Annotated in this window: 24 protein-coding genes; 12 read left to right on the top strand and 12 right to left on the bottom strand. The window is 47.8% G+C overall.

Annotated features, from left to right (window positions below; all coding sequences use genetic code 11):
• From AQR02_RS15240 to AQR02_RS15225, 4 genes are all read right to left on the bottom strand, one after another.
• Positions 1-1,800: an ABC transporter ATP-binding protein gene (locus AQR02_RS15240; RefSeq protein ID WP_054941211.1), complete on the bottom strand. Its 1,800-nt coding sequence runs from the start codon at positions 1,798-1,800 to the stop codon at positions 1-3.
• Between the two features lie 48 nt (positions 1,801-1,848).
• On the bottom strand, positions 1,849-2,964 hold the full coding sequence (locus AQR02_RS15235; protein ID WP_054941210.1) for an ArsR/SmtB family transcription factor: 1,116 nt from the start codon (positions 2,962-2,964) through the stop codon (positions 1,849-1,851).
• A gap of 402 nt (positions 2,965-3,366) precedes the next feature.
• Positions 3,367-4,287 carry a DMT family transporter gene (locus tag AQR02_RS15230; RefSeq protein WP_054941209.1) on the bottom strand — a complete coding sequence of 307 codons (921 nt, stop codon included), beginning with the start codon at positions 4,285-4,287 and terminating at the stop codon, positions 3,367-3,369.
• Positions 4,284-5,135 (bottom strand): AraC family ligand binding domain-containing protein, encoded by an 852-nt coding sequence (locus AQR02_RS15225; RefSeq protein ID WP_054941208.1) that lies wholly within the window; start codon positions 5,133-5,135, stop codon positions 4,284-4,286. Before AQR02_RS15225 ends, AQR02_RS15230 begins: the two co-directional genes overlap by 4 nt.
• 165 nt (positions 5,136-5,300) lie before the next feature.
• Here AQR02_RS15225 and AQR02_RS15220 point away from each other — a divergent pair, with 165 nt between their 5' ends.
• The 3 genes from AQR02_RS15220 (at position 5,301) to AQR02_RS15210 (ending at position 7,499) form a co-directional block, all read left to right on the top strand.
• Positions 5,301-5,747: a hypothetical protein gene (locus tag AQR02_RS15220; protein ID WP_054941207.1), complete on the top strand. Its 447-nt coding sequence runs from the start codon at positions 5,301-5,303 to the stop codon at positions 5,745-5,747.
• A gap of 61 nt (positions 5,748-5,808) precedes the next feature.
• The gene (locus tag AQR02_RS15215; protein WP_054941206.1) at positions 5,809-6,498 is read left to right on the top strand and encodes a response regulator transcription factor; all 690 of its coding nucleotides are present in this window, start codon (positions 5,809-5,811) and stop codon (positions 6,496-6,498) included.
• Positions 6,495-7,499, top strand: a complete 1,005-nt coding sequence (locus AQR02_RS15210) for a sensor histidine kinase (protein WP_054941205.1) — start codon at positions 6,495-6,497, stop codon at positions 7,497-7,499. The genes AQR02_RS15215 and AQR02_RS15210 overlap by 4 nt, the downstream gene beginning before the upstream one ends.
• Before the next feature lie 9 nt (positions 7,500-7,508).
• Here the strand turns inward: AQR02_RS15210 and AQR02_RS15205 are convergent, their stop codons facing one another.
• Entirely contained in the window at positions 7,509-8,444 is a 936-nt protein-coding gene (locus AQR02_RS15205) for an amidohydrolase family protein (RefSeq protein WP_054941204.1), read from the bottom strand.
• 425 nt (positions 8,445-8,869) lie between these two features.
• Between AQR02_RS15205 and AQR02_RS15200 the strand changes: the two genes are divergently transcribed.
• The 4 genes from AQR02_RS15200 (at position 8,870) to AQR02_RS15185 (ending at position 12,994) form a co-directional block, all read left to right on the top strand.
• Complete coding sequence (locus tag AQR02_RS15200) at positions 8,870-9,625, top strand: ABC transporter ATP-binding protein (protein ID WP_054941203.1); 756 nt, start codon at positions 8,870-8,872, stop codon at positions 9,623-9,625.
• Positions 9,622-11,562, top strand: coding sequence for an FtsX-like permease family protein (locus AQR02_RS15195; RefSeq protein ID WP_054941202.1), 1,941 nt, complete (start codon positions 9,622-9,624; stop codon positions 11,560-11,562). The genes AQR02_RS15200 and AQR02_RS15195 overlap by 4 nt, the downstream gene beginning before the upstream one ends.
• A gap of 150 nt (positions 11,563-11,712) precedes the next feature.
• Complete coding sequence (locus AQR02_RS15190; RefSeq protein ID WP_054941201.1) at positions 11,713-12,099, top strand: histidine phosphatase family protein; 387 nt, start codon at positions 11,713-11,715, stop codon at positions 12,097-12,099.
• A gap of 13 nt (positions 12,100-12,112) precedes the next feature.
• A complete protein-coding gene (locus AQR02_RS15185) occupies positions 12,113-12,994 on the top strand; it encodes an alpha/beta fold hydrolase (protein WP_054941200.1) in 882 nt (293 codons plus the stop codon).
• A gap of 84 nt (positions 12,995-13,078) precedes the next feature.
• On the opposite strand, the gene AQR02_RS15180 is transcribed toward AQR02_RS15185, so the two are convergent.
• Complete coding sequence (locus AQR02_RS15180; RefSeq protein ID WP_054941199.1) at positions 13,079-13,900, bottom strand: lipase family protein; 822 nt, start codon at positions 13,898-13,900, stop codon at positions 13,079-13,081.
• Positions 13,901-13,992: 92 nt separating this feature from the next.
• Here AQR02_RS15180 and AQR02_RS15175 point away from each other — a divergent pair, with 92 nt between their 5' ends.
• Entirely contained in the window at positions 13,993-14,682 is a 690-nt protein-coding gene (locus AQR02_RS15175; RefSeq protein ID WP_054941198.1) for an HAD family hydrolase, read from the top strand.
• Positions 14,683-14,741: 59 nt separating this feature from the next.
• Here AQR02_RS15175 and AQR02_RS15170 read toward each other — a convergent pair whose 3' ends face one another.
• On the bottom strand, positions 14,742-15,017 hold the full coding sequence (locus AQR02_RS15170; RefSeq protein ID WP_054941197.1) for a DUF2087 domain-containing protein: 276 nt from the start codon (positions 15,015-15,017) through the stop codon (positions 14,742-14,744).
• 198 nt (positions 15,018-15,215) lie between these two features.
• Between AQR02_RS15170 and AQR02_RS15165 the strand changes: the two genes are divergently transcribed.
• Complete coding sequence (locus tag AQR02_RS15165) at positions 15,216-15,773, top strand: hypothetical protein (RefSeq protein ID WP_054941196.1); 558 nt, start codon at positions 15,216-15,218, stop codon at positions 15,771-15,773.
• An 84-nt stretch (positions 15,774-15,857) separates the two neighbouring features.
• The gene (locus AQR02_RS15160; protein WP_054941195.1) at positions 15,858-16,733 is read left to right on the top strand and encodes an AraC family transcriptional regulator; all 876 of its coding nucleotides are present in this window, start codon (positions 15,858-15,860) and stop codon (positions 16,731-16,733) included.
• A gap of 73 nt (positions 16,734-16,806) precedes the next feature.
• Here the strand turns inward: AQR02_RS15160 and AQR02_RS15155 are convergent, their stop codons facing one another.
• From AQR02_RS15155 to AQR02_RS15145, 3 genes are all read right to left on the bottom strand, one after another.
• The gene (locus AQR02_RS15155; protein WP_054941194.1) at positions 16,807-17,580 is read right to left on the bottom strand and encodes an AraC family transcriptional regulator; all 774 of its coding nucleotides are present in this window, start codon (positions 17,578-17,580) and stop codon (positions 16,807-16,809) included.
• A gap of 17 nt (positions 17,581-17,597) precedes the next feature.
• Positions 17,598-18,179: a LysE family translocator gene (locus tag AQR02_RS15150; RefSeq protein ID WP_054941193.1), complete on the bottom strand. Its 582-nt coding sequence runs from the start codon at positions 18,177-18,179 to the stop codon at positions 17,598-17,600.
• Between the two features lie 85 nt (positions 18,180-18,264).
• On the bottom strand, positions 18,265-18,837 hold the full coding sequence (locus AQR02_RS15145; RefSeq protein WP_054941192.1) for a TetR/AcrR family transcriptional regulator: 573 nt from the start codon (positions 18,835-18,837) through the stop codon (positions 18,265-18,267).
• 167 nt (positions 18,838-19,004) lie between these two features.
• Between AQR02_RS15145 and AQR02_RS15140 the strand changes: the two genes are divergently transcribed.
• A complete protein-coding gene (locus AQR02_RS15140; protein WP_054941191.1) occupies positions 19,005-19,925 on the top strand; it encodes a ketopantoate reductase family protein in 921 nt (306 codons plus the stop codon).
• 94 nt (positions 19,926-20,019) lie between these two features.
• Positions 20,020-20,577, top strand: a complete 558-nt coding sequence (locus tag AQR02_RS15135; protein ID WP_054941190.1) for a GNAT family N-acetyltransferase — start codon at positions 20,020-20,022, stop codon at positions 20,575-20,577.
• 3 nt (positions 20,578-20,580) lie between these two features.
• Here the strand turns inward: AQR02_RS15135 and AQR02_RS15130 are convergent, their stop codons facing one another.
• Positions 20,581-21,417, bottom strand: a complete 837-nt coding sequence (locus AQR02_RS15130; RefSeq protein WP_054941189.1) for a DUF6544 family protein — start codon at positions 21,415-21,417, stop codon at positions 20,581-20,583.
• 7 nt (positions 21,418-21,424) lie between these two features.
• Positions 21,425-21,889: a helix-turn-helix domain-containing protein gene (locus tag AQR02_RS15125; protein WP_054941188.1), complete on the bottom strand. Its 465-nt coding sequence runs from the start codon at positions 21,887-21,889 to the stop codon at positions 21,425-21,427.
• Positions 21,890-22,188 lie beyond the last annotated feature (299 nt).

Genomic DNA, 22,188 nt, shown 5'->3' with positions numbered 1-22,188 from the left:
CTAAATCCCTCCGGTTAACACGGCGATGTTGTCTGTTCTATAGACAGCCTGCACCATGGTATAATATTTTGCTTCCAGCGCCATTAGCTCGAAATGTGTTCCTTCCTCCATAACAGAACCTGCCTCCATGAAATAAATACGGTCTGCATCGCGGATTGTAGACAGTCTATGGGCTATTACCACCGTTGTCCGGCCAGCCATTAACTTCTGCAGCGCCTGCTGTATTATCATCTCACTGTGGCTGTCAAGCGCTGCCGTAGGTTCATCCAGCAGGAGCAGCTTCGGTTCACGGATAAAAGCTCTGGCAATGGATAACCGCTGTCGTTCGCCGCCGGACAAGGTGATTCCCCGTTCGCCGATGGAAGTCTCATATTGCCGCGGGGTACTCATAATAAACTCATGGATTCCTGCATCCTGCGCAGCTTGAATGACTTCTTCAAATGTGGCCCCGGATTTGCCCCAGGCAATGTTATCGTACAGCGTACCTGAGAAGAGATAAGGCTCCTGGGAGACGTAAGCCAACTTTCTGCGCCAGACCTGTGGAGGTATACTTCCGAGCGGCACTGAACCGCAGTGAATGCTGCCATGATCAGGTTCGTATTCGGCTAACAGCAGGTGGAGCAGGGTGCTTTTGCCGCTTCCGCTTGGTCCAGCCAGTGCAGTTACTTTTCCGGGTTCAATGGCCAGATGCACATTCTGTAGCGCAGGAGTGCTGCCATAGCTGAAACTTACGTTGTTAAAAGAAATGATCTGTGTTTCGCTATCCGCTGGATAGAAGTTTTCCTGCTTATCATTGAAATGATTCTCCGCTTTGCCAGCCAGTTCTGTACTTTCGTTCTGCAGCTCAAGCACTTCAAACATCCGTTTACCTTGAGCAAGCGAAGATTGTAGTTCCGTCCAGAGATTCGACAGCTTAGATACAGGATTCGTGATTTGTTCGAAGCTAATCAGAAATGCTGCAACTGCCCCCACATCCAGCCGTCCCCCGATAACCAGATAACCTCCATAGGAGAGCACGAACAGAAGTCCGCCCAGGATAACGGTAAAGTTCATATTGTAGCCCACGGCTTCCAGACGGGTGACAGGGATATGCAGATTGATATATTGCTTGACCCGCGCCATAAATTGCTGCTGCAGTGATGGGGCGAGAGAGAAAACGCGGACAACCTCAGCCCCCTGCACGGAATCTTGAATAAAGCTCTGCTGGGCGGTTTCAATCTCCTGTCTTTTCTGATGCAGAGAACGTATCCGCGGAGTAAAGGGCAGCATCACAAGCGGCAGCAGCGCACAAATGAGCAGCAGACCCAGTGTAAGGGACAATTGAAGCGACAGCAGATAGGTAAGCATGAAAACAATCTGCAGCAGATTGCTGAACAGCTCTATAGTCTTCAGGTTGATGCCCTGCTGGGCAGCAGGTGCAGAATCATTAATCCGGCTGATGAGATCAGCGGAATGATAGCGGTCCATTTCCTTCATCTGTACGTTCAACAGCTTATCCAGCAAGGTTAGCTGAAGTCTGGAAGTGGATTTATATTCAAGTACTGCAGACAGATAGCTCTTCAGAAAATTACATACGACATCAACAAATACGATCGATAGGGCGAATATTGCCGCTGATGTAAGGCCCGACATATTCTGATCTGAAGCCGCATTGATAATCCGCCGTAAAGCTTCAGCGACGCCGACTGTTGTCAGCGAAATGACTGCAGCAATCAAGCATAAGACAATGTACCAGCCAATATACGGTTTGCCAAGCTTCAGTAAGCGGATAAAAGTGCCGGAAGCTGCTGATCTCTTCAATTGAGACCCTCCCTGATCCAATATACAATCCTCAATAATATGCTGAACTTAGTTCTCATCCAGCATCACTTTTGTCATCAAGGCCACTAACTCCTGTAACCGGTCACGATTAAGATGGTAATATAAACGGTGATCCTCACGCTTAATGGAAACGAGGTCCAGGAAGAACAGAAAGTTGGTATGATAATTAACGGCAGCGGGAGTAATGCCAAGGGCAGAAGCGATCTCCTGCCCGTAGTGGGGACGTTTCTTCAGCAGCAGCAGGATGTCCAGCCGGCGCTTATCCGAGAATGCTTTGAGGAATAGTTCGGTCCGCTCCCGGTCAGCGGCAGGCCCGAATACACGCTCGTTATGAATCCCGAAAATTACCCAACCCACGTATCCCGTTTCCTTCACGAAGTTGAGATAATGGTTACCTACCTGCGATATCAGACTGACGTGAAAGGTTGTAGGGATATATGTAAATAGCATCGGGTCGTTTTTGTGGATATCCCGGATGAACCGCTCGGGTTCAGCAAGAAACATAGCCTCATAATGCGCTGACCCCTCCTCAGACCTCTCTTTCAGTTTATCTTTCCAGTGGATAAATACATCGTTGTAGAATTGGCGTAGAAGCTGCATATACCGCAGCTTGCATTCTTCCGGATAGTCCAGACATTCCAGCAGCGGCGCCTGGGCGTGAATGACCTCTTTGTGCGGAACCGTATTGCGGACTAGCCTGGTCAGTTGGGAGAGATCCTGTTTGACAATTTCCCAATCCTCTCCATTCAGGAATTCATCCAATTTGTCTTGGTACACCCCATACACCATTTCTGCGATAATCTTTCCGGCTGGGATTAACTCCAGCTGTGTTATCCAGGCTTCAGCCGATTGCGGCTCAGGATGGGTACAGATAGATTCATAGAAACCAAAATCCAGTGCCTTATGGAAAAAGTTATAGTTGAAAAAAAACTGCAATTCCCGGTAGGTGTGAGGCGACACGCGTGTGCCTGCATCTTCATGAAATTGCACGGCTAGCGGGTCCATTTCAAGCTTGTAGTCTTCAGCCATGGCCTGAAGCTGTTCTTCACAGGCCAGCATGCCCATTGCAACAATAAATTCCAGAGCTTCGTTATAAGCGAAGCGGATATTTTTTAGCAGCAGTTCATGTAAGTTCTCTTTCATCACGACCTCCGTATTCCCTATTATGTGAATATTGAATATTCATTGATTACTCGGAACATTTAATCAATACTTAATGTTAAAATAACCCATATCCTAAAATTTGTAAAGTGATTTTTCTGCGTGTTTAATACTGCAGCTGCTAAGGCGAGCACTTGCGCGGCAGAAAGAGCATGAATAGATGTGTTAATCTTTTTTCGAGAATCGGGAAGATTAGAACTGTTGATGGAGTTGTGAAATCCTTACTATAGGAGGAGGGAACCGGATCTTTGGGATGGGGAGAGGATGTATGACCAATTTGGGACAAGCCTTGCCGTTCTATGTAAAGCTCTTGCCGGAGCTTGGGTTTGCCCGGACCTTACATAGTACGGCCTGACATATTATGCGGCACCGGCTGAATTAATATCATTCTTGTACAGCGATCTCCTTGCCAGGGGTCGTTTTTGGTTTGCGCTCAGAGATATAGGATCCGCTTAAGGTGAGCAGGGTGCCGATCAGGATGGCCCAAGTGAGCTTTTCATGCAGAAATAGCGCAGCGGCCGCTACAGTAATGACCGGAACAAGATAGATATACACGCTTGTTCTGACCGCCCCCAAAATGCCGACAGCACGGTTCCAAGTCACGAAGCATAACGCTGAAGCTCCCAACCCCAAGTACACAAGATTCATAAGATTGGCAGCATCGTATAATCTGCTCAGGCTGAACTGGAAATCCATCAGCGGTAAAGCAGGCAGCATTCCGAGCAGACCATAGAAAAACACTCTGCGGGTTACGCCGATAGTGTTATACTGCAGTGCACTGATTTTGCGCATCAATACTGAATATATTGCCCAGACGACAGGGGCCAGTAAGGCCAGCAGATCGCCGAGCGGATTCAGCTCTACACGGAAACTTCCGTTCAGGAAGATGCAGACAATCCCGCTCAGCGCAATCAGAAAGCCTGTGATGAATGAGGGGGTTAAACGTTCTTCCTGTAAGCAGAAGTGGACGATCACCGCGGTTAGAAACGGAGCAATCGACACAATTACACCGACGTTAGAGGCCAGCGTGTAGACAAGGGCAATATTCTCAATCAGAAAATACAAAGTAACTCCGCATAGCCCGGCGGCAATAAACAGAGCTTCCTCTTTGAAGGAATTCGTCCGGATCCGGTGCGGATGGAGCAGGGACAAGACCAAATATCCCAGAATAAACCGGAAGAACAGGATTTCAAGCGGAGTAAAGTCCGACAGCAATATTTTGGTCGAAATAAAGGTGGTTCCCCAGATCAGGATTGTAAGGAAGGCAAGCACATGTCCGGTGGCCGTAGTGCGTTCGTGATTCATGATGAGGCGACCTCCGAAGTTTTCTCTTCCGCCTGCTGTGTAAAGATCCGCAGATACTGCTTGGGAGTTAAGCCGATCAGCTTTTTGAAGAAATTAGTAAAATGGCTCTGGTCACTGAATCCGGTCTGCAGGGCGACTTCCATCGGCAAAACCCCGAGCTCCAGCAGCCGTTTAGCCTGGTTAATACGAATCGTCTCCAGATAACGGTATGGGGAAATGCCCTTTTGCTTAGTAAACAATCGCAGCAGATGATATTTGCTCAGACCTGTCAATTCCGTCAGCTGATTCAGCGTAATATTTTCAGTATAATGACCCTCTATGTAGTGGCAGATCATTTTAATTTCCGTCGTAAGCTCCTGGGCGGGAACAGATGCACCGGCGTCCGAATATTCCAGCAGCAGCTGCTCGAGCAGGAACAGGAACAATTCTTCTTTTTGGAAATCCGTCTGTTCGTCCAGAAGCATCTGGTGCAGATCATGCAGCGGCGAAGCAAGCTCACTCTGGAATAATACGGCCTGTGTGAACCGCGGCAGATAGTGCTTGCCCGTAATTTCCTGTACATAATGGCCCATGACCTCCGGCTGGATATTAATGCAGCGGTAGTCCAGGGTTCTTCCATCCACCTGTTCACAGGAGTGGGGGTCCTCCGGGTTGAAGATGATAACATCTCCGCTGTTCAGGATATATTCCTCATTGCCGCATAGCAGATATCTTTTACCTTGTTCAATATACCCGATAACATAATAGTCGTGAAAATGATTGGGGAATTTCTGCATAATTCCTTCGAAACGGTATGCCTCCAGCGTAAGCTCTGTATCAAAAACGACTGTCCGGACTTCACGAGCCAACTATGTTCACCTTCTTTTCTGATAATGTACAGCTATTATAATACGAAAATTATGGATGATCTTGAATGATATTGCGCTGAAGGAGAGTGGGTATCGTCCGTTTTTTACCAGTTTATAGTATAATGATTGGAGTTATCAGGAGCGTATTTTTTGACAGGAGGTATTATGGATAATAGAACAGTATACAAAGCCAGAAGACCCTGGGAAATCTCGCTGTTGCTGGCATTTAGTTTGAATATGGGGTTATGGTGCTATTTTATGATTAATTTCGGCTGGGTTTTATACTTAGTTGTTGCAGTCATTGCAGTATTTCTGGTTATTGAAGGGATTTTGATTTACCGGACAATTACAGCCAGAACGCCTTTCGAAATTGTCATGATGCCAGAGAGTATTACAGTTAAGGACCGGATCATTGAAGCCAGTGACATCAAGACTGTATTTGTGAAAGGTTATTTTGTTCCTGTCATCGGTATAAGACCTAAGGGAAATGTACTTGTGCCTTATAAGAACTGTTTCCGTTTTGAAAATGATAATTACATAAAAGACCTGACGGAATGGGCGGAGCAGAGGAAAATCAAAGTATCCCATAAGCGGTTTATGCGCTGGCTTTAAAAATAGATTCATAATCAGTATTATTATTCATGCATTGAGATTCGAAACGGGGTGCCCTCTTTTGTTCAAAATCATGTTAGTCGAAGACGATGTTACCCTATTTAACGAGATTAGGGAACGCTTGTCCCAATGGTCCTATGAGGTATACGGCATTTCGGATTTCTCCAAAGTGCTGCAGGAGTTCACGGCGGTTAAGCCGGAGCTTGTCATCATTGACATCCAGCTGCCGCTTTATGACGGGTTCCATTGGTGCCGGATGATCCGGGCGCACTCCAATGTGCCGATTATCTTTCTCTCCTCCCGCGATCACCCGAGCGATATGGTTATGTCCATGCAGCTTGGCGCGGACGATTTCATGCAGAAGCCGTTCCATTTCGAGGTACTGATCGCCAAAATTCAGGCTACCCTGCGCCGGGTGTATAACTACAGCAGTGAACGGACGGAGCTGAAGACATGGCGGGGGGCGACGATTGAATATGTAAAGAACACAGTTACAAACAGCCTAGGTGCCGCTCTGCTCACCAAAAATGAAATGTTTATTCTAAAAATACTGGTGGAGCGCAAGGATCAGATTGTCGACCGTGAGGAGCTGATTAAAAACCTCTGGGATAATGAGCATTTCGTGAGTGATAATACGCTGACTGTGAATGTGAACCGGCTGCGCAAAAAGCTGGAGCCGCTGGAGCTGGACACCTTTATTGAAACCAAGGTCGGACAGGGCTATATGGCGACCGAAGAGGCGGCGTTATGATCACCAAATACATAAAAGAGAAGCGGAGCTGGCTCTGTCTGCTTGCCGGGATTCAAGTGATGATCCTGTTTGTTGCTTTTGTGGATGCTTCCATACCCTTTCTGCCGCTTCTCTATATTGTTCTGCTGAATGTGCTGGTTTGTACGGCGTTTGTGTTCATCCGGTTTCAAAAGGAGACCCGGTTCTACAGGGCCGTTAAAGCCTGGGACCAGGTGTATGATCTTGAGGCGTTTGACGAAGCGGACAGTCCGTTTGAACAGATTGTGCAGGAGGCAGTAACCTCCCAGACTGAACGCTACCGCCGGGAATCCGCTGTGAGCTTCCGGCTGCTGGAGCAGGAGAAGGATGACCTCCTGTCATGGATCCATGAGGTGAAGACACCGCTCACTGCGATGCAACTGATGATTGAACGCCTTCCGGATGAAACGCTGCGGAGCCAGATCATGTACGAATGGCTGCGGATTCATCATCTGCTTGACCAGCAGCTTCATCAGAAGCGTATCCCGTTTATGCGCAATGATCTTTTTATCGAGGACACCGGACTTGAACCGATCCTTAATCAAGAGATCCGGGCGCTGAAGTCCTGGTGCATCCCCAAAGGAATCGGGTTCGATGTGTCGCTAGAGGCGGAAACGGTGCTGACTGACGGAAAGTGGCTCGGGTTCATGCTCCGGCAATTGCTGACGAACGCCGTGAAATACAGTGAAGCTTCGGATATTGCTGTCAGGAGCTGGGAAACGGAGGGACATGTTGTACTGGTCATTGAAGATCAGGGGAGAGGGATCGATCCCAAGGATCTGCCGCGGATTTTTGACAAGGGCTTCACCTCCACACTGGGCAGGCAGGAAGGGGCGGCTACCGGCATGGGCCTGTATTTGACGAAGCAGGTCGCGGAGCCGCTGTTGATTGACATCCGGGCGGAGTCGGCACCCGGGAAAGGCACTACATTTACATTGACCTTTCCAAGGGAGAATGATTTTGTGAGGCTTGCCGGCCAGTGACTGCGGGCATTATCTTCGAAGTCCGGTTTCACGGATATCATTCAGCTCATTAGCCGACATTAACCCGGAGCTGTACAGATTCAGGTACTCTTCGGAAACACTCTGATTAAAGATCAGCATATCGTCAGTATTGATGGTTACGGGGACTCCGGCATCATACAGGACCCGGATGGGATGGGTGGAGTAATTTTCTGTCCGGCCGAGCATCACATTGCTGGTCGGGCACACATTTAAGGTAATGTTATGCCCGGCAAGCCAGTTCATTACTTGGGGAGACTGCGCTGCGGCGATCCCATGATGAACCTCCTGGAGCTCCAGCTCTTCGGCTGCTTCCATTACATCATCGGCTGTACCGAATTCACCGGAATGAGCTTTTAAAATGAGCCCGGCTTCCTTGGCCCGACGATAGAGAGAGCGGAAGTTTCTAATCGGCTGGGCCAGCTCAAGACCGCAGATATCAACGGACTTGAACCAGTGATAAGACAGGATTTCATCCAGCCTGTCTAATGCTTCGTCAACATTGCCGCTGCTGTCAAATGCCAGCTCCGGCAGGAATTGTGTGTGCGGCGCGTAATGATGACTCAAGCCGTCCATTGTATGTATGAATGCCTCCATACCTCCGAGGGCATTAATTTCATCGATCCCGTAGCTCAGGGCCAAGCGTTCAACCCCGTCATCAGCGGCCTGGACGAAGGAAGCTTCGATCCGTTTCAGATAGCCTTGGATACCGGGGCAAAGGCTTTTTACATGAATGACGAACCACTGCTGCATCTCACCCAAGGATCCGAATTTGGAGGAAGGCGGCAGAATGGTGGTATTCGCCCACTCTCCGATATACTTGATATTACCTCCGCGCCCGGCATGGTTATGTAAGTCGCTTTTGGGGATTCTGCGCAGCTCATCGAGTGATTGATTATTTAGAGCATCCGTGAATTGATGTATCATTATAACCTCCTAATAGTTAGAATGACTAACAGGTAAAATATGGATTTAGTAACTTGAATATAGCACACCAGCTATATTAGTGGAACTTGACCTTACCTGAATGGGCAGAAGTGACGGAGGGGAGGTTTGGAACTGTAGGAGCGTTAGCGATCGCCTGAAAGCTTTTCGCAGAAAAGCTCGCTACGGAAGCATAAGCAGGTCACAGATTTCAACCGTATGGTGGTTCAGATCAAGGAATCTGTGAACAACAGCGGCCGGAAGTCCAAACATTCGACGTAGTTACGGCTTAAGCCCATCTCTGCCCCTCCCCTGATAACGGGCATGTGACAATAATGTCACATGCCTGTTCATATTGTTCGGCGAATCGCAGGAAAAGAAAGCTGATCCCGCTTAAGATGAAATTACAGAAAAGGAGTGGGTAAAACATGGTCATTTTACAAGCCAATAAAATCTACAAAACCTACGGGAATAAATTTAACAAGCAGGAAGTGCTTAAGGGAATTGATCTGCAGGTGAATAAAGGCGAGTTCGTCGGCATTATGGGAGCTTCCGGGTCAGGCAAGACAACCCTGCTGAATGTTCTATCCTCTATCGACCGGGTCAGCCAGGGGACGATTGAGATCGAAGGCAAGGAATTTACGGGGATGAAGGAAAAGCAGCTGGCGGAGTTCCGCAAGCATCATCTCGGATTTATTTTTCAGGAATATAATCTGCTGGATACCCTGACGGTCAAAGAAAATGTGCTGCTGCCGCTCTCGATTACCGGCATCTCCAAGAAGGAAGCCCATGGGAAGTTTGAGCAGGTGGCCGGGGAGCTGGGGATTTCCGAGCTTCAGAACAAATATCCGGCGGAAATATCCGGGGGGCAGAAGCAGCGGACCTCGGCAGCGCGGGCGTTCGTACATGAACCGAGCATTATTTTTGCAGATGAGCCTACGGGAGCGCTGGATTCCAAATCCGCTTCGGACCTGCTGAATAAACTTGCCGACATGAACAATAAACGACAGGCGACGATCGTCATGGTCACCCATGATCCTGTAGCCGCCAGCTATTGCAGCCGGGTGGTCTTTATCCGCGATGGACAGATTTACACACAGCTTAACAAAGGTGACGAGTCCCGCCAGTCCTTCTTCAACGATATCATCAAAACCCAAGGCGTATTGGGCGGTGTCCAGCAATGAGCCTGAACTATATCATTTTCCGCAATCTGAAAAAGAACATTAAGAACTATTACCTGTATGTCTTTGCCCTGATATTTAGTGTGGCGCTCTACTTCTCCTTTGTTACGCTGCAATTCGACCCTGCGATGGATGAAGTTGCCGGATCAGTCAAAGGGGGAGCGGCCATCGGCACCTCTTCAGTGTTGCTGGTGGCGATTGTCGCTATCTTCCTGCTGTATGCGAATACAATTTTTATCAAGCGGCGCAGCCGGGAGATCGGACTGTTCCAGCTGATTGGACTGACTAAAGGGAAGATCTTCAGATTACTGAGCGCCGAGAACCTGATGCTGTATTTCGGGTCGATGATTCTCGGTATTGTGGCCGGATTTGCGGTGTCGCGCTTAATTCTGATGATTCTGTTTAAAATCCTGGAGATCGACGCAATGGCTAAGCTGCGGTTCTCACCTGATGCACTGATGCGGACGATTGTTGTCTTTGCTGCGATCTACATGCTGATTATGCTAATGAATTATCTGTTCATCAAAGGGCAGAGCATTCTATCCTTGTTCAAAGTAAGTGCAACGACACAGACGCGCATCCGCAAAATGCCGCTATGGGAAATCGTCCTCGGGCTCCTGGGCATTACCTTTATTGCAGCGGGGTATTATATTTCGACTCAGCTCTTCAGCGGTAAATTTAAGGAAATGACCGAACTCATGACTGCGATGATACTGATCCTTGCCCTGGTTATTATCGGAACTTATCTGTTCTACAAGGGTTCGGTCAGTTTTCTGTTCAATGCCATCCGCAAGAGCAAAAAAGGTTATCTCTCAATCAATGAGGTGCTGTCGCTCTCCTCGATCATGTTCCGGATGAAATCGAATGCGCTGCTGCTGACTATTATAACTACAGTATCGGCGCTGGCCATCGGTCTGCTGTCCCTGAGCTATATCTCGTATTATTCGGCGGAAGCATCGGCTAAAGAGAGTTCACCGCATGACTTCGGTTTTGCCCGGGCAGCAGTGAAGGAGAAGTTTGTACAGGCCCTGGATGCGCAGCATATAGAATACAAAGAGATAGACATGCAGCCGGTCCAGATGAATGTCGATGCTTCGAAGATTATGGAAAATTCGGCGTTTACAGCTCCGGGGGACAGTATTCTTACGACTTCTGTTGTCAGTGACAGTGATGTCGAGGATGTAGATGTGAAGCCGGGTGAAACGCAGATCGTGGGCTACGGCGGTGCGCTGGAAAAATTCATGTCACTCAGTGAAACTGGAGAGGTGGAGTTTCAGACGGTCGACGGCCCGGTCAAGCAGCAGCTTAACGGAGTTTATCCGACACCGGTTCTGCCCTACTATTATGGCGGAGGCGGCGGGATTTTTGTAGTGGATGAATCCGTATTTAAGGAACTGGTTCAAGCGCTGGACCCTAAACTGCAGAAAAAGCAGGAGGTGGCGGATTATTACGGCATTGAGCTGACCGACCGCTCACAGATCGATACAGCGAATGAAATCTATATGGACCAGAAACCGCAGTCACCAAGCTTCTCCCAGTATGAATACGAGCTGAACCAGCGGTCCAACATGGGAATGATGATGTTCATTGTCGGATTTCTCGGTCTGACCTTCCTGATCACCTCCGGCTGTATTCTGTACTTCAAGCAGATGGACGAAGGCGAAGAGGAAAAAGGAGGGTATACCATTCTGCGCAAGCTGGGCTTCACCCAGAGTGATCTACTGCATGGAATCCAGTATAAGCAGCTGTTCAACTTTGGTATTCCGCTGGTCATCGGGCTGTGCCACAGTTATTTCGCGGTCAAATCGGGGTGGTTCTTCTTCGGAACCGAGATGCTCACACCAATGATTCTGGTAATGCTGCTGTATACGGTGCTGTATTCGATTTTCGGATTCTTATCCGTACTCTATTACAAGCGGGTAATCCGGGAGTCATTGTAAATAATTCAAGTAAATTGAGGGCAGTTCAGAACGCTTACGGCGCTTTTGGACTGTCTTTTCTATATAACAGGGGAGGCAAATATCATAGACATATTTCCAGTAATTACATATCTTTACGAAGACAAACATACAGAATTTGGAGGATAAGAGATGTCGATCTATTTGGTTAGACACGGCAGGGATGATGAAGATTACCGGGGAGGCTGGAGTCAGCGGGGATTGAATGCGGAAGGGTACAGGCAGTCGGAACGGCTTGGGAACTATTTTGCGGGCGGGGAGAGTCCGAATGAATTTTTTACTCGGATTAAGGATGTTTTCGAAAAATTATGCCGGGAGCAGGAAGAGCAGCTTCATAGTGAAAATGTATTAGTTGTAACCCATGGCGGTGTAATCAATCTGATTTATCATTTGGTGCGGGGCCTGGAGTGGACTAATCTGTCCAAAGCGTTCCCGTCATCGTACACCAGCGTATATAAAATTGAGCACAGCAGTAGTAAATGGGGGATCCAATTAGCGTATCAAGAAAGCAATACATAGGAGGAACACAGGCATGATTGAGGAAATGATCCAGATCGGCTCTATTGGGATAAACGTAAGATATTCGTTAGATGAGAATAAGGAAGTCGTAGTATTTCTTCATTTTAGCGGCGGTAATTTGCATATGTGGAATGGGATTATCCCGCAATTTGCAGACAAGTACAGCATCATTGCACCTGATTTTCGCGGACACGGCAAATCGGATAAGCCGGAGACCGGTTATCATATTGGGGATATGGCTCATGATTTATGGTTATTACTGAAGCAGCTGCAGGTTGAGCATTGTCATATCGTAGGAAGCTCGATGGGTGCTGAGATTGGTCTCAGTCTGGCTGCGGCACATCCGGAACTTGTGCAGTCGCTGATCTGCGAGGGTGCTATCTATAATGAATTTGGTGAACACGGGTTATTTAAAGGAACTGCAGAAGAGGTTGACCAGAAAAAAACGGTGATGCTGGCCGGGTTGTCGAATAGGCAGGAACGCGTATTTACAAGCATAGAGGAGTACGTCGGCGGAGAGCGTGCAGAACTGACAGAGCAAGGGTATTGGAATGAACATTTCCAGGTTTTCTTCGAAAATAATCTGCAGCAGCTGGAAGACGGGAGTTATACCTGCTGCTATTTGAACCGTGTGCGAACCGAATATGTTCAAAAGTACTGGGACGTGAAGTTCGAAGACTATTACCTGAAAGTAAAATGCCCTGTGCTGTTTCTTCCCAGTAAAGAAGAGTGGGCGAATGAGCAAATACGAAACAGTCTCTATTATTTTGCCGGTCTGCTTGAGCGGTATGAGATTGAACCTATACCAAACTCTGTGCATGCCTATGTTTGGCTGCTGCAGCCGGATGAAGCGGGTCAAGCGGCCTTGGAATTTATCAGCAAATATAACAGGTAATACACAGCTCCCCTTCAACGGTTATTTGGCAAGCCTTGGTCTGATCAGTTTTTATTCGGCCAGGCAGCTTGGCAGGTTTGCTCTTCAGGATAAAGGGACTGTTACCGGGGGCGGAACAGCAACCGGACAGAATCCGGGGCTGGACTGACATAATTGCTGGGTGAATTCCGGGTCAAGCTTGGCGAGCTCTGTAAAATAGCTGCTGATGATGTGATTAAGGCCGATTGCGCCATTCTGGAAGTCAAGCGTGTTGAGCGCCGGAACATGACTGTAGTAGAATCTTTTTTCCCGTTTGGGCAGCTTATAGATCGTCGGGGGAGCATAGGTTACGGCGTCAAAGGTATTGGCGATACGGTAGCTGCTGCGTACATGCGTTGCGAATGCTTTTTTGAAGGCCGGATCACCGACACGGGGTGAACCATAGGTGTACAGCATCGGTGAAGTGAAGCCAGTATTGGCTGCGACATCGACTGCACAAAGGGTAGCAAGTGCTGCGCCAAGACTGTGGCCGGTGATGATTAAGGATTTGCCGGGTGGCAAGCCGGCGAGCACTGAGATGATCTCACTCCTGGCTGAAGAATAGATATCGGTGAACCCGCGGTGGGTCAGGCAGTCTTCCTTGATATATTTGAACCTCTTTTGTGAAGCGATAATATCTGAAATCCAGTTGGTGGTCGAGCTGGTTCCCCGAAAGGCAATAATAATTTCCTCTGGTGATTCCAGGATGAAGCCGAACCTTTCCCAGATGTTTCCTACGGACTTGGCCATAATTGTATATTTCAGCGAATAATTAAACGGCACCACGAATGAACCGTCGGGATTATTGAATTGCACATAGGTCTGACTGCATACAGCTGCCAGAAAAGTCGCCCATTGCTCAAAAAGTTTGTTGTTGCCCACCTGCATCCCGCCCTTCTATCTTCCAACTATGTATGAAGGAATAGGCGGATAGGTGCGTGTACTCCCAGTTTAACCGGAAATTAAAAGGAGGTCTGTCAGTGAAATCAGTAGCCTTCGATCTTGGTGATACGCTGATTTATTATGAGGACGTGCCGCTCAGCTGGAAGAATCTGTACCGGAAAGCGCTGATTGAGATTATGGAAGCTATACATATCCCATGCACTGAGGAACGCATTCATAAGGCTGAGCATGTGCTGTCCTTGTACAACACAAGAATAAATCCCAGGGATTATGAAATAAAAGACACTGAGATTTTTAATGCGGTGCTTGCCAATTGGGGAGCAGACAGCCGGTATGCGGGTCAGGCCATCCATGTATTTTTTAGCTTTTTTCAACAGCGGTCCAAGGTTTACGAGGATACGGTGAGTATGCTAAAGGAATTAAAACGTAAAAATATTCGCATAGGAATCTTAACGGATGTACCTTATGGCATGAGTAAACCTTATGTGCAGCGGGATATCGGACCTATCCGGGAATATATCGATGTACTCCTGAGCTCTGTGGATGTCGGTTATAGAAAGCCACGGACTGAAGGATTCGCACAATTAGCAAGAGAACTGGGGACGGCGGTTGATCAAATGATCTATGTCGGCAATGAACAGAAAGATATTACCGGAGCCAATCAGTCTGGTGCTGTATCCGTGTTAATCAATCGCGAACAACAAGCTGTAGACTGGGGTCAGCGGATCACAATTCTTTCCCTCTCCGAAGTATTAAATTATATATAAGCCTGCAAGCAGCCTGCAATGGCCAGCGGCAGGCTTTTTCGGCTATGCTTCAACTCTGATCACGATTCTTTCGGCAGGGGGATTTTCCAATACTTGCTGCCGTCTGAGGTTCTGCCCAGAAGGCGGTTGTCAACCAGTTCTCTTCGTAAAAAGCAGTGATCATTAAAGGTGTGATTGTCTCTGATAATCTCATTGATCTTTGCCTCGGTATACTCCACACCTTCTGCAAAATTTGTACTCAAATACTCTACGACGATTCTTTGATTGGCACGTTTGGCGGGCCAGCTGCGCAGCTTGCGGTCACGGTCCAAAAAATTATCCAATTTACTCTTCATTTTTGTGATCCTCCATTTTACCGACTATTAATTTTATTATGATCTAATTATACATATATCTAATTAGAAAACAAATGTATTTTTCTTGGCGTAGTTTAAAATTAAAATATTTATAGGCTCCATGAATGTTTAGCTGCACTATACACGTTCATATGGGATAATTATCCTAAGTAGAACAAGCAATGGAGGATGAAGGGAATGCGGATAGCCAATAAAACAATGGTTGTAACCGTTACTTTACTGTTAAGCCTGACCGGGTGCTCTAATTTCGGAGTAAAGGGAGACGTTCAGGCGGATCATCAGGAAGCTAGCTCAATGGTTGCTGCCGTTCAGGAGTATGACTTATCTTCACTGGTATTGGAGCTGCCTGCTGACTGGGAGCTGGATACAGGGGATCAAATGAATTATTTGCTGAAAAATGACCGGGGTGAAAGCGTAGGGCGAATCTCTTCAAGTCCATATGTGGCCGATTTTGAATTTAAGCATGCACTGCCGAATCACAGCTCGGTCATAAACGATGAAACGATAACCCTGCCTGCGGGAGTTTGCAGATTAATTACCCTGGATGCGGATAACGGGCCAGCAGCATCCGGCGCGACCGGAACCCATAATACATACTACGGGATTGTAACCATCAAGGATAAAGTGATATATATTCTGGAGTTTACGAATCTGGATAAAGATCCGCAGAGCAAACAGCAGTTCATTGATCTCCTGAACAAGATTTCGTTGAAGGAACCGGTCAGCCGGCAATGACAATTCCGTCAATACGGTGCACCAAATGTCGGAGCCTGGCGGCGTGATTTTGTTAATCTGGACTTGAGGAAAGGAGGAAGGTGCATGAATCCGCTGGAGGATATGAATAAGGCGCTCGCCTATATTGAGGAGCAGCTATCGGGTGAAATTGAATATAAGGAAGCAGCAAGGCGGGCGATGTGCTCGGAGTATCATTTTAAGCGGATGTTTTCTTTTCTGGCCGGAATCCCGCTGTCTGAATATGTGCGCCGCAGACGTTTGACGCTGGCAGCCTTTGAACTGCAGCATAGTTCCTTTCGGATTGTCGATATCGCTGTCAATTACGGTTACAGTTCACCCGATGCTTTTACAAAGGCTTTTCAGCTGTTTCATGGAGTAACACCTTCTGAAGCGAGAGTGAACGGTCAGCAGCTCAAGGCCTTTCCTCGGATGACATTTCAATTAACAGTCCAGGGAGGAAATGAAATGAATTACCGTATGGAAGAGAAGGAAGCATTCCGCATTGTAGGTCTTCATAAAAGAGTGCCGATTATTTTCGAGGGAGTGAATCCGGAAATCGCGGCGATGTGGGGAAGTTTGAATATGGAGATGATCAGCCAGCTTAAAGCTCTCTCCAACATAGAACCCCAAGGAATGATCAGTGCTTCTGTGAATTTCGCGGAGGGCCGGATGGAGGAAAAGGGGGAATTGGATCATTATATCGGCGTGGCTACGACACTGGATTGTCCGGAGCCCTTCTCGCAGCTTGAGGTGCTTGCCGCAACTTGGGCTGTATTTGAAGCCGTGGGTCCTTTTCCAGATACACTGCAAAATGTTTGGGGAAGAATCTACTCTGAATGGTTCCCTTCGTCCCCTTATGAGCTGGTGGAAGGGCCGGAGATTTTGTGGAATGAAAGTAAAGATACATCTTCACCCGCATACAGAAGCGAGATTTGGATCCCTGTAGTGAAAAAAAACTGAGCAGCACAAATAGAAGCTCCCGGATGATCCGTTGATCCCGGGAGCTTCTGCTGGTTAACGTTAAGAATATCGTTTAGTTGAGCTGTAACATATATTCGTACGCGGTGACGCCGAACATGCTTTTAAAATGCCTGTTGAGATGGGTTAGATCGAAAAACCCGCATTCCGCTACAGCCGCATATATATCTTTGGTGTGTTCGATGGAGCGCTTAGCGTATTCCACTTTGCAATTCAGAAAAAATTGATAAGGCGAAATGCCGGCATGCTGCTTGAACCCGCGGATAAACTGGAACTTGGATATGCCGAATTCGTTGCTGAGATCCTCCAGCTTCAGCACCTGGTTAAGGTTGCCCATCATCATCTCTTTAGCCCGTTCGACAAACCGGTTGTCCGTTCTATGAGCTGTGTCGGCTGACGTATGGGCTAGACGCTCAACAAGAGAGAGCAGCAGTTCATTGCATAAGGACTCCTCTTGGCCGGTTTGGACGGCTTCCGCGAGGGAGCAGATGCAGCGCGCTAACCACCGGTCATATACAATAGGGGTATTGAACCGGAGCTCCTTACTTCCGAGTATCTCTGACACTAATTCGGGTCTAAGATAGAGCATGACATAATCAATACCGTCCCGGTCATAAGAGCTGCCGTCATGATACTGCTCACGGTTGAAAAGCATAACGCCATTCCGGTACGAGGACTGAAAGCTGCCGTTCAGATTGTACTGCTGGATGCCGCGCAGAGTCACACCTACAGCATATTCTTCGTGGCAGTGCTTTTTGTAGGTAAAGTCGCTCATGCTAGCGGACAGCGCCAGGATATCCTCTGATTTTTTATAAATAAACTGCTCCACTGTTGAACCTCCATTCTCTATAGCAGTCCCGACACCATTACGGCCGAATAGACCAGAAACAGCGCCATAATCGTATTCGCCGCCCGCTGATGATTCAGCAGAAACGTTCTAAACACAGATCCGAATACAAGCCAGGCCATAAAAGCAAAAAAACCGATAACCGTAATGATAATAACGAACAGCGTCAAAGTGAACGCCGAACTGTAATAAGGCAGTACATAACTCGGGATCACGGTTAAGGTAAACAGGATGACCTTGGGATTGATAAACTGCATCAGTATTCCGGAAGCAAAGCTGGACGGATGCTGCTCCCGGGTATCCGCCGAACCCATCCGGTAGATTTGATACGCAAGATAGAGCATGTACAGACAACCGACGATCTGCATGATGCTGAGTATATTAGGCAGAATGCCAGCAAGCATCCGGTTCAGCATGGCGGATACGCCAAGCAGCAGGCCGAAGGCCATCGTTGCACCGAGCACATAGTTCATCGCCTGCCTCATGCTGTAATGCTGGACGGATGAAAGAATGACGATATTAGTGGGCCCGGGGGTAAAAGTAACAATAACACAGTAGACAAGAAAAGCGGTTAGATTCATACTGACCTCCTGTTATATAGTCAACAAGAATCGTACACCTTACCGCCTGAAGGCTTATAGTATATTATTGCAGAATTTCTAGTCTTCAGATCAAGAGTGGACTAGGCACCATTTGATTCAGCTCAAGCAGCTTCCATAGCTGCTCGGTAATATCTTCAGCTGAATAAGGCATCGAGTGCGTGAACCACCATTCTATGACTCCGACTGTCGCGGAAGCCAGAAATTGAATCTGGACTTCCTGATCTACACGGGTAGGGCAATGATTCTCAACTAAGTGCTGCTTAATGCCCAGACAGATCATTTCGCACAGCCGGTTTCGCAGCGCCGGGACGCCTTTACTTGATAGCAAGGTGGTATAGAAGACGGTGTGCTTCTCCAGCATGGCAAATACACGCAGAAGGGAGGATTTTGAAGGATAAGATGGTTCATCGGACTCTTCCAGCGGCATGCAGCTCTCAATCAATTGATCCAGATGAGTCTCAATACATACCTCCAGCAGGTTGTATTTATCAGTGTAATGGGCGTAGACTGTTCCCCGGTTGACATCTGCACGATCCGCGATTTCGTTGATCGTAATTTTCTCGAATTCCTTCTCCGTCATCAGGCTGATCAAGGCCTCCATGATCGCTTCCTGACTTTTTTTGATTCGTCTGTCCATGCGTAAGGCTCCCCTTTGCATATTCATTCAAGCTTATCCAACAATTTGCCGGATTCTGTCGGGTAACCGACATAAGCGCTGATATTAACGATTGTACACATTGATAACCTGAATTATATTGGACAAATGATTGAAAAACAACATTTGTTCGAAAAAGAGGGGAAACGATGAAAACTTTAGTATACGGTGCGGGAGTGCTGGGAAGCTATTTGGCGCATGTACTGGTTCAAGGTGGAAATGATGTCACTGTCCTTGCCAGAGGTGTACGGGCTGAAGAACTGGAGCGGGACGGATTAGTTATACGCCATTACTTTCAGCGGAAGACGACAACCGATAAAGTGAAGGTGATCAGCACACTTTTGCCGGAGGAAAGCTACGATCTTATATTTGTAGTGATGAAATTTAATGATTTTCCGGCGGTTCTGCCGGTGCTTGCCGAGAATGCCAGCAGCAATATTGTACTGGTGGGCAATAATCCGGAGGCTCATTCCATGCAGAAGTACTTGGATGAGCATAGCCGGAGGAAGAAGAACATTGCTTTCGGTTTCCAGCTCAGCGGAGGGCGGAGAGAGAAAGACCGGATGATCTGCATCCGCGGGGGAGGGCAGATGGTGCTCGGGGCGCTTGACGGACAGATTCCTTATCAGGACATTCTGCAGAAGACATTTGAGCATGCGAAATATAAGCTGACGATTCTTGAAGATATCGATGCCTGGCTGAAAAGCCATATCATCCCTATTGTACCGCTGAACTTCGCTACAGTTGGCGCCGGGGACGATTTCAAAAAGCTTGCGAAGAACAAGCAGACCCTGATGCAGATCGTGGTTGCGATGGATGAAGGGTTTAGAGTACTCGAGACTTTGGGCTACACGGTAACCCCGGCAAGTCTGGTAAAATGGATCCGGAAATACCCCCGGCTGGTCCATCTGTTCCTGAAGCTGTATCACCGTTTGCCGGTTGCCAAAATGATCGATGGATCGGTTCACGAGGTTGTTGCGCTGAATGATGTATTTAACAGATGGAAGCAGCAGGCACAGGTGTCCGCGCCTAATTGGGATAGGCTTGTTATCCATAAAGACGCAGAATAGGCCGGCAGAACGCAAAACCCCGCGATTTTCTCGATCATTTTGTGTACACTAACCCTAAGCAGAAGCTTAATCTGGTTTTGAGGTGTCGGAGAACATGCATACAAAGCTTACTATAAGCAGGCTAACGCCTGAGGATAAAGAGGCGGCAGCCCGGATATTTGAAATTTCAATTACAGATGCCTTTGAACAAGAGGGACTTGGCGGTTTGCGCGAGGATATTCAACTTGAAATTGAGGGGAAAAGCAAGCTTGTGCTAAGCTCGCTCTCGGGGGACAACCCGGATACCTTTTTTATGCTTGCCAAGCTGGACGGCACAGCAGCCGGAACTATTTCCTTCGGTCCCTGCGGAGAGGATATCCGGGTATGTACAGGCGGTGAGCTGAATGAAACAGGTGAGCTGGGCAGTTTATACGTATTGCCGCAGTTTCAGGGCCAGGGTGTAGGCTCAGCGCTCATTAAGAGCATTGCTGCGTGGCTTGAAGGGCAGGGGATTCAACAGTTCTGCCTGGACAGCGGCTACAAGCGCGCGCAGCAGCGATGGCTCAGAAAGTTCGGGGTGCCGTATAAGACGGTTCAGGACTACTGGGGCCTTGGTAATGATCATATGATATGGTTATGCAAGGTGAAGGATTTTACTGGAACTGCCGAATAGCATTCAACGGTATTCTAACTGAAGATTGTCACTGTCAAAGTACACAAGATCTCCTTGTTCATAATGCCATACCGCCTTTAGGTGAGTGGGCTGCCGGACGCCGCGGATCATTCTGTAGGTATCCATGTAGGCGGTCCATTTCACTTTTTGTTTTGAACCGTCCATCCCGATGGCCGTGCGGTCTTCCGTCGAGAAAGAGCTGCATTCCCCGTTCTCACGAAAACTGAATATTCCGCTGGCTGTAATGCCATAACGGGAGATAATAGCTTCCGCATGCAGATCGTCTATCTTCTTCCAGGTAATGTAGCTTTGCAGTGCAGCGCTTGGCAACAGCATAACCTCTGACAGAAAGGTGACCAGACTCGCCTGATCCAATTCCCCGCCACGCTGGTTAAACAGAGTAAACGTCTTGCCGAGAACGGCCTTCATGCCGCCTTCACCCCCTCCATAGGAATCGAGTCCCTGAAAAGGGACGCCATACATCGAAGTGTTAATAAAGGCAATTCTGGCGGGCTGCTCTATGAAGTTGTACTGGGTATAGTCTATGGTGATAGCCGGTTTGCTGGGGCTCAGGATGAAATCAACCTTACGGAAGACGGCTTTCATCGAGGACATCTGGGGCATTCCGGTAAATCCGGCGGTTTCAAAATACTTCCGGACAGGCAGCGGCAGCGGAGCCCAATCCTCCTTGGTGAATACTTTATCCGGCGCGGCTGATGCACTCTTGTGCAAACCGGAGGCTAACCTTTGAAATTCAGCCTTGGTTTTGGAGTAAGGAATGTGCCAAAAGACCATTATAGCGGTAACCAGACATACAAAAATAATGATCAGCAGAATCATAATGGTTCTACTCCTTTTCTTCATCTGGGGAGCCGGCTTCCATCCGGGCAATGTTATCAGTGAGCTTGGTCAGACCCGTGAACAGTCCGGTGGTCAGCTCCGCATTGAAATCCTGGAATAAATCCTCCATGAACTGTTCTTCCTCCCGGTGTCTACCCGCAAAATAAACCCTACATTCTTCGGTCAGCCGTACACGCAGAATCCGTGCATCCTTTTCATCCTTAGAGAGTGCCACAAATCCCTGCTTCTCGAGCAGAAGGGCCATTTTTTTGACATTTTGCCTGGAGCTGCCGATCATCGCAGCCAGAGCGCTTAAGGCGGGTGCAGGTGAGCCGCTCTTTAAAATAACAGCAATCAGCAGCCACTGTTTCATTGTGATCTTCTCATCCAGCTTATCACCCAGTACCTGAAGACGGTTGGCAAGCATAAGGAAGGCGCCGAGGATGTAAGCCTGCTGTTCTTTTTCGTCCATTAGATTCTTCTCCTTTCATATAAGGTAACCTGTTGCACATTTATTATATGTAATAGGTTACTTTTTTGTCTACGATGATTTATTCCGGCTTCTACATCCGGGGGCGGAGGGCAGAATGGTCTTGCAGACCGTTAAGCAGCTCCGTGATCAGGCTTATAATGAACAGGACTGAACGGCAGAAGAATATCATACACGTTTATATTCAGTTTAAATAAGGGATTTATGATCCTTATATATTAGTTGTGTAGGAGGAGTGGCAATTGAGTCAACAAACCAAAAAAGCGCCGCAGCAAGCAGAA

It is taken from the genome of Paenibacillus ihuae (genome assembly GCF_001368795.1).
Taxonomy (GTDB): Bacteria; Bacillota; Bacilli; order Paenibacillales; family Paenibacillaceae; genus Paenibacillus_AQ; species Paenibacillus_AQ ihuae.
The sequence above is the reverse complement of the archived record's forward strand: the minus strand, read 5'-3'. Positions and strand labels throughout refer to the sequence as shown.